Source organism: Streptomyces sp. TLI_146, assembly GCF_002846415.1.
Classification (GTDB): Bacteria; Actinomycetota; Actinomycetes; order Streptomycetales; family Streptomycetaceae; genus Streptomyces.
The window spans coordinates 538201-551085 of record NZ_PJMX01000001.1 but is presented as its reverse complement, the minus strand read 5'-3'; the positions used below and the strand labels follow the sequence as shown (position 1 = coordinate 551085).

General features: G+C 71.6%; 13 protein-coding genes. 7 read left to right on the top strand and 6 right to left on the bottom strand.

Annotation, left to right across the window (positions count from 1 at the left end; translation table 11 throughout):
• Nucleotides 1–61 precede the first annotated feature (61 nt).
• From BX283_RS02580 to BX283_RS02555, 6 genes are all read right to left on the bottom strand, one after another.
• Nucleotides 62–1102 (bottom strand): glycine cleavage T C-terminal barrel domain-containing protein, encoded by a 1041-nt coding sequence (locus tag BX283_RS02580; RefSeq protein ID WP_257584226.1) that lies wholly within the window; start codon nt 1100–1102, stop codon nt 62–64.
• On the bottom strand, nt 1099–1590 hold the full coding sequence (gene fabZ / locus BX283_RS02575; RefSeq protein WP_101386034.1) for a 3-hydroxyacyl-ACP dehydratase FabZ: 492 nt from the start codon (nt 1588–1590) through the stop codon (nt 1099–1101). Before fabZ ends, BX283_RS02580 begins: the two co-directional genes overlap by 4 nt.
• Nucleotides 1587–1868: a phosphopantetheine-binding protein gene (locus BX283_RS02570; RefSeq protein WP_218976497.1), complete on the bottom strand. Its 282-nt coding sequence runs from the start codon at nt 1866–1868 to the stop codon at nt 1587–1589. The genes fabZ and BX283_RS02570 overlap by 4 nt, the downstream gene beginning before the upstream one ends.
• A gap of 69 nt (nt 1869–1937) precedes the next feature.
• Nucleotides 1938–2684 (bottom strand): SDR family NAD(P)-dependent oxidoreductase, encoded by a 747-nt coding sequence (locus BX283_RS02565; RefSeq protein ID WP_101386032.1) that lies wholly within the window; start codon nt 2682–2684, stop codon nt 1938–1940.
• Nucleotides 2681–3667 (bottom strand): ACP S-malonyltransferase, encoded by a 987-nt coding sequence (locus tag BX283_RS02560; RefSeq protein ID WP_218976496.1) that lies wholly within the window; start codon nt 3665–3667, stop codon nt 2681–2683. Before BX283_RS02560 ends, BX283_RS02565 begins: the two co-directional genes overlap by 4 nt.
• Nucleotides 3664–4089 (bottom strand): holo-ACP synthase, encoded by a 426-nt coding sequence (locus tag BX283_RS02555; RefSeq protein WP_180357018.1) that lies wholly within the window; start codon nt 4087–4089, stop codon nt 3664–3666. The genes BX283_RS02560 and BX283_RS02555 overlap by 4 nt, the downstream gene beginning before the upstream one ends.
• Nucleotides 4090–4536: 447 nt before the next feature.
• Here BX283_RS02555 and BX283_RS02550 point away from each other — a divergent pair, with 447 nt between their 5' ends.
• The 7 genes from BX283_RS02550 (at nt 4537) to asnB (ending at nt 12878) form a co-directional block, all read left to right on the top strand.
• A complete protein-coding gene (locus BX283_RS02550) occupies nt 4537–5001 on the top strand; it encodes a thioesterase family protein (protein WP_101386029.1) in 465 nt (154 codons plus the stop codon).
• 81 nt (nt 5002–5082) lie between these two features.
• Nucleotides 5083–6483 carry an FAD-binding oxidoreductase gene (locus BX283_RS02545; RefSeq protein WP_101386028.1) on the top strand — a complete coding sequence of 467 codons (1401 nt, stop codon included), beginning with the start codon at nt 5083–5085 and terminating at the stop codon, nt 6481–6483.
• Entirely contained in the window at nt 6480–7964 is a 1485-nt protein-coding gene (locus tag BX283_RS02540; RefSeq protein WP_101386027.1) for an NAD(P)/FAD-dependent oxidoreductase, read from the top strand. Before BX283_RS02545 ends, BX283_RS02540 begins: the two co-directional genes overlap by 4 nt.
• 34 nt (nt 7965–7998) lie before the next feature.
• Nucleotides 7999–9000 carry an alpha/beta hydrolase gene (locus BX283_RS02535; protein WP_101386026.1) on the top strand — a complete coding sequence of 334 codons (1002 nt, stop codon included), beginning with the start codon at nt 7999–8001 and terminating at the stop codon, nt 8998–9000.
• Nucleotides 8997–10469 (top strand): aldehyde dehydrogenase family protein, encoded by a 1473-nt coding sequence (locus tag BX283_RS02530; protein ID WP_257581769.1) that lies wholly within the window; start codon nt 8997–8999, stop codon nt 10467–10469. The genes BX283_RS02535 and BX283_RS02530 overlap by 4 nt, the downstream gene beginning before the upstream one ends.
• Nucleotides 10470–10511: 42 nt before the next feature.
• Nucleotides 10512–10931, top strand: coding sequence for an aspartate 1-decarboxylase (gene panD / locus BX283_RS02525; RefSeq protein WP_101386024.1), 420 nt, complete (start codon nt 10512–10514; stop codon nt 10929–10931).
• 99 nt (nt 10932–11030) lie between these two features.
• Nucleotides 11031–12878: an asparagine synthase (glutamine-hydrolyzing) gene (asnB, locus tag BX283_RS02520; protein WP_101386023.1), complete on the top strand. Its 1848-nt coding sequence runs from the start codon at nt 11031–11033 to the stop codon at nt 12876–12878.
• Nucleotides 12879–12885 lie beyond the last annotated feature (7 nt).

The following is a 12885-nucleotide window of genomic DNA, read 5'->3' as shown; positions in this document are numbered from 1 at the left end:
GCTCGCGCGCGGGGGCGCCGGGGGAGGGCGGGGCGGGCCGCTGCCCGCCCCGCGGACCGCGTCAGTCCAGCGCGACGTCGAGGCTGGTGGCGGTGAGGAAGGGGGCGGAGACGGTGCGCAGCGCGGTGCCGTCGGCCAGGGCGAACTCCTGGCCGGAGGCGGCCACTTCCGTGTCGACCTGGGCGGTGCCGATCACCCGGGCGAGGCGCGGCGACCAGACCGCGTGGGTGATCACACCCACCGTGGTGTCGCCGGCCGTCACGGCGGTGCCGTGCGAGGGGCGCTCGGTCATCTCCTCGGCGCCGACCCAGCAGACGGGCCGGCGCGGCTGGTCACCGGTGCCCGCGGGCTCCTTGCCGGGTTCGATCATCCACTGGAGGCCGAGATCGACGGCGGTCGCCCGGCCGTCCGCGGCCTCGTGCTCCACGCTGGCGAAGCGGACCTCCATGCGGCACACGTCCACGGCGTCCTTGCCGCACTCCACGGCGCCGAGCGCGGTGAACTCGGCCCGCAGTGCTTCGCCGGCCCCGGCCGGGGCGAAGAACTTGTAGCCGTACTCACCGGTCACCCCGGTGCGGGAGACGGTCAGCGGCCGGCCGTCGTGCTCGGCGGTCACAAAGCTGCGGTAGCCCATGGAGGCCACCGGGAAGGGCAGGTACTTCTGCGCGATGCGGAAGGACGCCGGCCCCTCGACGGCGAGCACGTCGAACTCCTCGCGCACGTCCTGCACGGTGGTGTCCGGGGCGAGGGCGCCACGGGTGAGCAGGTGCTCGGTGGCCTCGGGAGCCTGCGCGGGCCAGATCTCCACCAGGTAGTGGCCGGTGTGGCAGTGGACGAGGATCTCGGACAGGAGCGTGCCGTCCGCGCGCAGCAGCAGGGCCGTCATGCTCTGGCCCTCCAGGAGGAACTCGACGCCGCGAGTGGCCACTTGGCCGAGGAAGTCGGCGGCTCCGGGGCCGGAGACCCGTACCAGGCCGATGTCCGTGTAGTCGAGCAGCCCGCACGACTCGCGCAGTACGGCGTACTCGTCGTGGGTGTGGGTGTATGCGGTCTTCATGGATTCTCCTGGGAAGTCGGGGAGTGGGTGGGGGAGGGGAGTCAGGCGTCGCGTTCGGTGACGGCCAGCCGGACGGTGAGCACCGTGTCGCGGCCGACGGAGGCCTGGCCGGTGACCGAGATGAGGCCGCCGACGCGCGGGCCGCTCTGGAGGCGGAAGACCACCTGGTCGCCGGGGACGACGGGCTTGAGGAACTTCGCCTGGCGGATCTCGGCGAGGTAGCCGACGCGGTCGGCGACGTCGCCCACGATCTCGCCGGTGGCCCGCAGGGCTCCCGCGGTGCCGTAGACGACGGCGGCGAGCTGGGCCACGCACTCCACGAGCAGGACGCCGGGGTAGATCATGCGGCCGGGGAAGTGCCCGGCCAGGACGGCGTCGGACGAGGTGATGTTCTTGATCGCCTCGGCGCTGGTGCCCGGTTCCAGGGCGGTGACCCGGTCGAGGAGGAAGAACGGGTGGCGGTGGGGCAGCAGTCGGGCGATGTCGTCGGCGCTCAGGACGGCGCCGCGCCCCGGGGTGAGGGGCTCGCTCATGACTGCTCCGTCTGGATGTGGTCGAGCAGGCGGTTGAGCGAGAGCAGGCTGTGGGTGTCGTCGTCGGTGATGGTGACGCCGAAGGTGTCCTCGACAGCCATCGCCAGTTCGAGGGTGTCGATCGAGTCGAGCTCCAGACCGCGGCCGAACAGTGGCTGGTCGTCGCCGATGGACGCCGGGTCGACGTCGAGCGCGAGACGGTCGACCAGGAGGGTCTTGACCTCCAGGGCGAGCTCGTGCCGGCGCGCGGCGTGGGTGGTGGCTTCTTCGAGGGACATGACCATGAGGTGTCTCCAGGTGCGATGGGGGTGTGCGGGTGTGGGGAGCGTCGGCGGGCGGGCCGGTGTTCAGCTGATGAGTCCGCCGTCGACGACGAGTGAGGTGCCGGTGATGTAGGAGGCGGTGTCGCCGAGCAGGAACCGCACGGCGGAACCCACCTCCTCGGGGCGGCCGATGCGGCCCAGCGGTACGCCGTCGAGGCTCTCGGTGAGCCGGTCGGGCGGCATCTGGCGGGTCATCGCGGTGTCCACGAACCCGGGGACCACGGCGTTGACCCGTACGCCGTAGGAGCCGAGCTCCTTGGCCATCGACTTGACCATGGCCAGGACCCCCGCTTTGGAGGCCGCGTAGTTGGCCTGGCCGGCGGGCGGGTTGAAGGCGCTCGTGGAGCAGACGGTGACGATGGATCCGCTGCGCCGGCTGGCCATCATCCGTCCGGCCGCCCGGCAGCACAGGAAGGCGCCGGTGAGGTTGGTGTCGATGACCTGGCGCCACTTGGACTCGCCCATCATGACCGCGTAGCCGTCCTGGGTGATGCCGGCGTTGTTGACCAGGGCGTCGAGGCGGCCGTACTGGCGGCGGATGTCCCGGTACATGCGGTCCACGTCCTGTGGCCGGGAGATGTCGGCCTGGACGAGTTCCGCGTCCGGCCTCACCTCGCGCACGGTGCGCAGGGCGGCCTGGGCCTGTTCGGGGTTGCCGCGGTGGTTGAGGAGGACGGTGGCGCCGGCCCGGGCCAGGTCGGTCGCGACGGCGAGTCCGATTCCCTTGGTGGCGCCGGTGACGAGCGCGATGCGTCCTTCGAGTTCGGTCACGAGCTGTCCTTCGGTGTCGCGGTGGTCAAGACGGGGTCGCCGCTGGGGTGCGGTGGCGGGGAGGAAGGGGTGCGCAGGGCGTCCTGCACGCCCAGGTGCGTGGCCTCGCGGGCGATCTCGCGCCCCAGTCCCGTGAGCACCCGCCCGGGTCCGGCCTCCACGAAGAGGCCGACGCCCCGGTCGCGCAGGGTGGTGACGGTGCGCCGCCACTGCACGGGGCGCAGCATCTGCCACGGCAGTTCGTCGTGGTATTCCTCGATGTCCTCGACCACGCGGCCGGTGGTGCTGGAGATGAGGGGGGTGCGGGGCGGGTGGAGCCGGGCCCGGGCCAGTTCGGCGGCCAGGGGTGGCAGCGCCGGTGCCATCAGGGGGGAGTGGTAGGCCCCGCCGACGGCCAGTTGCCGGGCTCGCAGCGCCCCCAGTGCCTGGGCCCGTTCGACGACGCGGCGTACCGCCGGTGTGCTGCCGGAGACGACGGCCTGGCGGGGGGAGTTGACGTTGGCGACCGTCACCAGGTCCGTGCCGTGGCAGGCCTCGCGGCATATCGCGCGGACCAGGTCCAGGGGCAGCCCCACGATCGCGGCCATGGACCCCGGAGACAGGCGGGCCGCGTCGCGCATGGCCCGGCCCCGGCAGGAGACCAACCGCAGCGCGGTGTCCAGGTCCAGGCTCCCGGCGGCGTACAGGGCGGTGAACTCACCGAGGCTGTGCCCGGCGACGCAGGAGGGCCGCAGTCCGTGGTCGGTGAGGCAGGCCAGTGCCGCGGCCGACCAGACGAAGACCAGGACCTGGGCGATCTCGGGGTCGGTGAGGGTGCGGGCGTCGGCCGTGGACATCAGCTCCGCGACCGGCAGGCCCGTCACCTCCTCGGCGCGGGCGACGACCTGGGTGGCCGCTGCCCCGAACCGGTCGGCCTCGCGGCCCATGCCGGGGAACTGGCTGCCCTGTCCGGGGAAGACGAAGGCGGTCGGGGTGTCGGTCATGGCGTGGTGCCTTCGGGCCGTGCCGGTGCGTGGGCGGCGGCCCATGCGGCGGCCATGTCGTCGCCGAGGTCGTGTGCGCCGCCCACCATCTCCACCCCGCACTCGGTCGCCCAGCGCTCCAGTGCGCCGTGCAGGCGGATGGGCCAGACCGGTTCGCCGGGCGCGACCTCGACCTCGATGTCCTTGAAGGCGGTGTCCATCGGCAGGCCGCCGACGGCCTTGACGACGCCTTCCTTGACGCCGAACGCCTTGCCCAGGAGCCGCTCGTACGGTGTGTCCGCGTCGGCGCGGTCCTCGGCGGTGCGGCGCTCGGCCAGCGTGAAGACGCGCTGCAGGAGCTCCCCCTTGGTCCGGGCGACCGCCAGGTCCCAGCGGCACAGGTCGACGAGGTCGATGCCCGCCGCGTGAACGTCGTGGGGCATGGCGCGAAGAATTTCTGACATTTCCATCGACGACTCCTGTCGCTGCGCGATGGCCGGAGAAACGGAAGAACGGAATGGGGGAGGGTCCGGCCGGAAAGCGAATTCGGGTTTCCGGTGCTGCCCGGTGATCCCTTCCGGAAATGAAGTTAGGTTCCGTCGAGCATTTGTGTCAACCGATCTGTCATGGTTGTCCATGTCTCTTACCTGCTGTGAAAGCCCTCTTCTGTGAGGCTGTAAGAGGTGACATAAATGTGTAAGATTTCACAGCTCAGCGTCATGGTGGAAGGCGCTGGGTAATGCTTTTGGATGGCTGTTGACGGCTCTATCCGTACCTGTCTAGCCTGCAAGTGCCGATGCGGCTGGTTTCCGCATTTCGGCGCCCGTCGAGGAATTTCGGATTCCTCCGGGCGTGCCTTTTCTGAACCCCCGTGAGAGAAGAGAGGCGTCATGCCGCGCTGGGTTGAAACGGTCTCCGCCATCGAGGGCTGGAACCACATCGATACGACCGCCCGGGTCCGCTGGGGCGAATGCGATGTGCAGGGCCATGCCTACTACGCCAGCTACGTTCCGTGGTTCGACCTGGGGCGAGAGGCGTTCGCCCTCGCCGTGGGCGTCGACTTCTGGAACTACACGATCACCACGACGAACTTCCGGGCGCGCTTCCACGAGCCGGCCAAGTACCTGGACGACCTGACCATCCGCACCTGGGCGGTCACCCCGCGGCGCCATCTCGAGTGCCACTACGAGATCTACCGCACCAACGGCGGACGTCTCCTGGCGGAAGCCCACTCGGTGCACTCGCTCGTCGATCCGGCCACCGGCCGGCTGATGCGTGCCACCGACGAACTCCACGACAAGTTCGAGGAGTTCATGGAACGCCGCCGCGCCGAAGCGGCCGCCTCGCACGCCTGACCCCCACCCCGACACCACCGGCGGCCCGCCCGTGCCGTCCGCCGTCTCACGCCACCGCCGAACGCCCCCAGGAGGCAAGGCATGAACTCACCCGCCCTCGAGCAGCTGCGAGCCGCACTGCAAGGACAGTTGATCACCCCGGACGACCCGGAGTACGACACCGTGCGCCGCGTCTTCAACGCGATGATCGACCGTCGGCCCGCACTCATCGTGCGCTGCCTCGGTACCGCCGACGTCCTCGCGGCCCTGGCCCACGCCCGCGAGGAAGGCCTGCCCGTCGCCGTACGCGGCGGCGGCCACAGCATCGCCGGCCACGGCACCTGCGACGGCGGGCTGCTCATCGACATGTCCCTGATGCGGGCGGTCCACGTCGATCCCGAGCGCCGCACCGTGCGCGCCCAGGCCGGCGCGACGCTGGGCGATGTCGACCGCGAGTCCCAGGTCCACGGCCTGGCCGTGCCCAGCGGCCAGGTCTCCGAGACCGGCATCGCGGGCCTCACGCTGAGCGGAGGCATGGGCATGCTCCAGCGGAAGTACGGGCTGACCTGCGACAACCTGCTCTCGGTCGACATGGTCACGGTGAACGGGGAGCTGGTGACCGCCAGCGCCGACCAGCACACGGAGCTGTTCTGGGCCCTGCGCGGTGGCGGCGGCAACTTCGGCGTCGTCACCTCGTTCGAGTACCGGGCCCACCCGGTGGGGCCGATGATGCTGGCCGGCATCGTCGCCTACCCGGTCGAAGAGGCCCCGGCGGTCCTGGAGTTCCTGCACCAGCAGATCGCGGACACACCGGACGAGCTGAGCACCGACGTCGTCTTCCTGCGGGTGCCGTCCTTGGAGTTCTTCCCCGAGGAGCACCGGGGCCGGTCCGTCGTCGGCTTCTTCCTGCGCTACGCCGGTGACGTGGAGGACGGCTGGGACGTGGTGCGGCGCTTCCGCGAGTTCGGTGAGCCGCTCGTCGACGTCATCGCCCCGATGCCGCTCGTCCACGTCCAGTCGATGCTGGACCCGGCCAACCCGCGCGACCACCAGCAGTACTGGACCAGCGAGTTCCTGCCGCGGTTCGGTCCCGCCGAGCGGGAGACCGTGGCGCGCATCGGTGCGAACCTCCCCTCGCCCCAGACCGTGCTCCAGGTGATCCCGTTCGACGCGGAGCCCACCCGGGTGCCCGCCGACGCCACCGCCTTCGCCCACCGCGAGGAGAGCTGGCTGATCCATATCGTCGGCCAGTGGCCGGATCCGGCCGACAACGACCGCTGCCGGGGCTGGGTCCGTGACGCGGGCGCCCAGCTGAGGGCGTTCGGCACCGGCGCCGCCTACCTCAACCTGCTCAGCGAGGACGAGGCCGACATGCGGGTCAACGCGTTCTGGAACGACGCCCGCCTGCAGCGCCTCGCCAAGCTCAAGGCCCAGTACGACCCCGGCAACCTGCTCCGCTTCAACCACAACATCCCGCCCGCCCCGACTGAGGACGAGCGGTGAACACCGCTGCCGACCGCCGCGTACGGGTCGCCGTCGTGGGCGCGGGATTCGGCGGCCTGGGTGTGGCCATCGCCCTCAAGCGGGCCGGCCACCACGACTTCGTCGTGCTGGACAAGGCGCCCGGGATCGGTGGCGTCTGGCGGGACAACACGTACCCCGGCGCGGCCTGCGACGTGCCCGCCTCCCTCTACTCGTACTCCTTCGGCCCTCGCTACCCCTGGTCACGGCGGTACGCCCCGCAGGCCGAGATCCTCGACTACCTGCGCTCATGTGTGGCCGCCCACGGTCTCGGCCCCCATCTGCGGTTGGGGGAGGAAGTCGTCGAAGCCGTCTTCGACGAGGAGCGGCTGCTGTGGCGGCTGCGCACCGCGGCCGGGAAGACGATCGAGGCGGAGGTGTTCGTCGCCGCCTGCGGCCAGCTCAACCGGCCGGTCGTCCCCCGCATACCCGGCGCGGAACGCTTCACTGGACACGCCTTCCACTCGGCGCGGTGGGACCACGGCCACGACTTGCGCGGCCGGCGCGTGGCCGTCGTCGGCACCGGAGCGAGCGCCCTCCAGATCGTTCCGGCCATCGCCGACGAGGTGGCCCACCTGACCGTCTTCCAGCGTTCGGCCCCGTATGTCGTCCCCAAGTGGGACCGCCGCCTGCGCAGCTCGCGGCGCCTGCCCCGCCCGGTGCGGGACCTGCGGCACAAGGCCGCGCGCCTGGGGTGGTGGCTCTTCAACGAGTCGCTGGTGAGCGGGCTGACCCGGCGCTGGCCCACGGCCGGGCTGACCCGCCGCGGCAGCCAGGCGCAGTTGAGCAAGCAGCTCACCGACCCCGTACTGCGCGCACGGCTCACCCCGACCACCGCCGTGGGATGCAAACGGGTCGGTATCTCCAGCACCTACTACCCGGCGTTGCAACGCCCCGATGTCACCCTGGTGACCGAACCGATCACGGAGCTGACCGAGACGGCGATCCATACGGCGGACGGCCTGCGGCACGAGGTCGACACGATCGTGTACGCGACCGGCTTCGCCACCACCGACTTCCTCAGCCCGCTGCGGGTGCGCGGACGGCGCGGCGCGGAGCTCTCGCGGCTGTGGAGCGAGGGGGCCCGCGCCCACCTGGGGATGACGGTGCCGGGATTTCCCAACCTGTTCCTCGTCTACGGACCGCACACCAACATCGGCGCCGGCTCGGCCGTCTACATGATCGAGAGCCAGATCCGCTACATCAAGGCGGCGGTCCTCGAACTCGCCAAGGGCGAGCTGGCCTACCTCGAAGTGAGGCCCGAGGTCGCCGAGGCCTTCGACGCCGAGATGACCCGGCGCACCCGGCGCTCGGTGTGGGCGACCTGCACCAGCTGGTACCGGCATGCCTCGGGCCGCGTGACCAACAACTGGCCCGGCCAGACAGCGGAGTACCGGCGCCGCACCGCGCGCCTGAACCTCGCCGACTTCCGTTCCCCCCTGCCCCACCAGCGCCGGCCGTGACGCCGTGCCCGGCTCACCCACCGCAAGGAGCGCCATGACCACGCACCCCCCACCGCACCCGCAGTCGGACGCGCAGTTCATCCTCAACGCGCTGCGCGAGCAGGGGTTCCCGCCGCTGGAGAGCGCCGACGTGCCCGAACTGCGCCTGCTGGTCGGCCGGTTGCGGCAGGCGCAAGGGGATCCGGAGCCCGTGGCCCGCGTCCTGGCCACGTTCGTACCCGGCCCGGCGGGCCTGCTGCCGGTCCGGGTGTACCAGCCGGAGCCGCGTCCGGGGCCGCGTCCGCTCCTGGTGTTCTTCCACGGCGGCGGCTGGGCCGCGGGCGATGTCGACCTGGTCGACAGGTCCCTGCGCCGACTGGCCAACGCGACCGGCGCGGTCATCGCCAGCGCCGGGTACCGCCTCGCCCCCGAAACCCAGTTCCCCGGGCCCGCGCAGGACGCGTACGCGGCCCTGTGCGCGCTCGCCGCACGCGCCGCCGAGCTCGGCGCCGACCCCGGCCATCTGATCGTCGCGGGTGAGAGCGCGGGGGCCAACCTGGCCGCCGCCGCTTGCCGAAGGGCACTGCGGGAGGGCGGGCCCCGCCCCGCCCTGCAGATCCTCATCTGCCCTCCGCTGGCGCCCGCGCGGGACAACCCCTTCCCTTCCTACCGCGAGAAGGCCGACGGCTATCTCAACACCCGTGCGGCGATGGAGCGGTTCTGGGACCTGTACGTGCCCGATCCGGACGCGGCCCGCGACCCGCTGGCCGCCCCGCTCCTCGCCGACGACTTCGCCGGGCTGCCTCCGGCGCTCGTCCTGACCGCCGAGCACGACCCGCTGCGCGACGAGGCGGAGGAGTACGCGCGGCTTCTGGAGCGCGACGGGGTGCCCGCGGTGGTGCGCCGTATGCCGGGAGCGCTGCACATCTTCTTCCTTCTCCCGCACCTCACCGCCTTCCGCACGGCGCTGAGACACATCGAACGCTCCGTGCGCGACCACCCCCCGACCGCGCCGCCGGGCCACCCCCGCCCGCGATGCCGGGGTGCGGCCTCATGACCACTCACACCCGGCCCACAGGAAGGGGCACCGGCATGCACCACCGCCACATCTACCTCGACGGCGCTTGGACCGCCTCCACCGGGCGATGCGTCATCGACGTGGTCGAGCCCGCCACCGAGCAGGTGATCGGCTCGGCACCGGGCGGCACACCCGAGGACGTCGACGCCGCGGTACGCGCCGCACGGCGGGCGTTCGCGGGCTGGGCCGAAACCCCCGCAGGAGAGAGGGCCGCGTATCTGCGACGCATCGCCGAAGGGATCGAGCGCCGCGCACCGGACCTCGCCGAGCTGATCGCCCGCGAGGTGGGGACACCCATCGGCTTCGCCCGCCTGGCCCAGGTCGGCCTCGCGGCCCTGGCCTTCCGCACCGCCGCGGATGTGGGGGAGGCCTACCCCTACGAACAGCCCCAAGGGCCCTCGCTCCTCATCCGTGAACCGTTCGGCGTCGTGGGCGCGATCACGCCGTGGAACTACCCCCTGTTCCAGGTCGCCGCGAAGGCCGCCTATGCCCTCGTGGTCGGCAACACCGTGGTGATCAAGCCCAGCGAGGCGGCGCCGCTGAGCGTCTTCGTCCTGGCCGAGATCATGGACGAAGCCGGGCTGCCCGCCGGGGTCGTCAATCTGGTGAGCGGGACCGGGCCGGTGGCCGGTCAGGCCCTCGCCACCCACCCGGACGTCGACTTCGTCTCCTTCACCGGCTCCACCGCGGTGGGCAGGACGATCACCCGGGCCGCGGCCGACACGGTCAAGCGGGTCGCCCTGGAACTGGGCGGCAAGAGCCCCACGGTGCTGCTCGCGGACGCCGATGTCGCCGACGTCGTGCCCCGGGCGGTGGCCGCCGCCTTCGTCAACAACGGGCAGACATGCTGCGCCCTGACCCGTCTGGTGGTGCCCCGCAGCCGCAAGGGCGAGGTCGAACGGGCCGCGGCGAAGGCCGCCGAGTCGACCCAGGTGGGACACCCCCTGCTGCCCGGCACCCAGCTCGGCCCCCTGGTCTCCGCCGGACAGCGCGACCGGGTTCTGCGCCACGTCCGACGGGCCCTGGGACAGGGCGCCACGCTGATCACCGGCGGCGCGGAGCCCCCCGAGGACCAGCCGTACGGCTACTACGTCCGCCCCACGGTCCTGTCCGACGTCACCACCGCGATGGACGTCCAGCACGAGGAGGTCTTCGGCCCGGTGCTGGTGATCGAGTGCTACGAGGACGACGTCGAGGACGACGCCGACGCCGAGGCCGTCGCGCTGGCCAACGCCACGCCCTACGGGCTCGCCGCCGCGGTGTGGTCGGCCGACCCGGACCGCGCCCTGGCCGTGGCCCGGCGCATCCGGGCCGGACAGGTCGAGGTGAACGGCGGGGGCTTCAACCCCCGCGCTCCCTTCGGTGGTTACCGGCAGTCCGGAAACGGCCGTGAACACGGCGTCTTCGGACTGGAGGAGTTCCTCGAAGTCAAATCCGTCCAGCTCTGAACTCTCCCCCCACCCCTCCCGTACTGACAGGAAACGGTTCCCATGCTCCGTACCATGTTCACTTCCAAGATCCACCGTGCCACCGTCACCCAGGCCGACCTCCACTACGTCGGCTCCCTCACGCTGTGCGCCGACCTGATGGACGCCGCCGGCCTGCTGCCGGGCGAGAAGGTGGACATCGTCGACATCAACAACGGCAACCGGCTCTCCACCTATCTCATCGAAGGCCCGCGCGGCTCCGGCGTGGTCGGCATCAACGGGGCCGCGGCCCGGCTCATCAGCCCCGGCGACCTGGTGATCATCATCGCGTACGGGCTGGTCGAGGCCTCCGAGGCCACCAAGGTCGAACCCAAGGTCGTCTTCGTCGACGCGGACAACAAAGTCGTCTCCCTCGGCTCCGACCCCGCCGAGGCGACGCCCGACGGAACCACCCTGCGCGGCGACCACATCTTCGTCGACTAGCTCCCTCCCCCCCCCGTAACCGCCCGCCGGGGCAGGGGCCGCGCCCCGACGCCGCCCCTGCCCCGGCGGCGCGTTGCACAACCGCATCGGAGAAAACAGATGTGCGGAATCACTGGATGGGTGTCGTACGACGGTGGCCTCGCCGGACGGCGTCATCTGCTGGACCGGATGACAGCCACGATGACCGGACGCGGACCGGACGCCGGAGGCACCTGGTCCGACCGGCACGCGGCGCTGGGCCACCGCAGGCTGTCCATCATCGATCTGGCCGGCGGCGCCCAGCCGATGACCGCCGCCACCGACGGCGGCACGGTGGCGCTCACCTACAGCGGAGAGGTCTACAACTTCCGCCAGCTGCGGGGCGAACTGCGCGCCCGCGGCCACCGGTTCACCACCGCCAGCGACACCGAGGTGGTGCTGCGCGGCTACCTGGAGTGGGGCGAGGCCGTCGTCGACCACCTCACCGGCATGTACGCCTTCGGCGTGTGGGACGGGCGCACCGAACGACTGCTCCTGGTCCGTGACCGGCTCGGGATCAAACCCCTCTACTACCAGAGCACACCTGGTGGCGTGGTCTTCGGCTCCGAGCCCAAGGCGCTGCTGGCCCACCCGGACATCCGCCCCGTGGTGGACCTCGACGGACTGCGCGAGATCATGCTCGGGGTCAAGACCCCCGGCGCGGCCGTCTGGAAGGGCATGCGCGAACTCCCGCCCGCACACATCGCCGTGCTCGACCGCTCGGGTCTGCGCGAGCGGTCCTACTGGGAGCTGCGAGCCACCGATCACACGGACGGCCGGGAGGCGAGCGCCGCACATCTGGGCGCTCTGCTCGAAGGCTCCGTCAGGGAGCAACTGGTCGCCGATGTGCCGCTGTGCACCCTGCTGTCCGGGGGGCTCGACTCCAGCGCCATCACGGGGCTGGCCGCCCGTGAACTCGCCTACGGCGGTGATGCGCTGCGCTCCTTCTCCGTCGACTTCGTCGGCCACAGCGACCACTTCGTCCCCGACGAACACAACGTCAGCCCCGACACCGCCTACGCCCGGGCCGTGGCCGACCACGTGGGCTCCCGCCACACCAACCTGGTCCTGGATCCGGCGGCGCTCGCCGACCTCGACGTGCGGCGCGCCTGTGTGGCGGCCCGGGACCTGCCCATCGGGCGCGGCGACATGGACCATTCGCTGCTGCTGCTCTTCCGCGCGGTGCGCGAGCACTCGACCGTCGCGCTGTCCGGGGAGGGAGCCGACGAGATGTTCGGCGGGTACTGGTGGTTCCATGACCCGGCGCTGCGTGCGAGCGCGGGCTTTCCCTGGCTGACCGCCGCCACCGGCGGCGTCCGGCAGGAGCGCACGTTCTTGCGGGCCGAGTGCCAAAGGGCGCTGGACATACCGGAGTTCGCCGAGCAGCGCTACCGCGAGGCCGTCGCGGCGACCCCCGTCCTCGACGGTGAGGGAGCGGAGCGGCGCAGAGCCCGTGAACTGCTCTATCTGCACCTCACGCGGAGCCTCGGCGGGATGCTGGACCGCAAGGACCGCCTCAGCATGGCCGCCGGCCTGGAGGTGCGGGTGCCCTTCTGCGACCACCGGATCGTCGAGTACGCGTACAACATCCCCTGGCCCCTGCACGTCTTCGACGGGCGGGAGAAGAGCGTTCTGCGCGCGGCCACCGGCCACGTCGTGCCGGAGGTGGTTCGGCGCCGCACCAAGAGCCCGTACCCCATGACGCGGGACGTCCGCTACATCGAGGCGTTGCAGCGGCAGGCCCTGGACGTCCTGGCGGAGCGGGACGCGGCGGTCTTCGCCCTGGTGGACCGCCAGGCCGCCGTGCGGGCGGCCAGTACACCGTGGGGGGCCTGTGCGAACGCGCCGGGACAGCGCCTGGTGTTGGAGAAGCTCCTCGACCTGCACGTCTGGCTCGACCTGTACAAGCCGGAGCTGGTGATGTGCTGACAGGAGA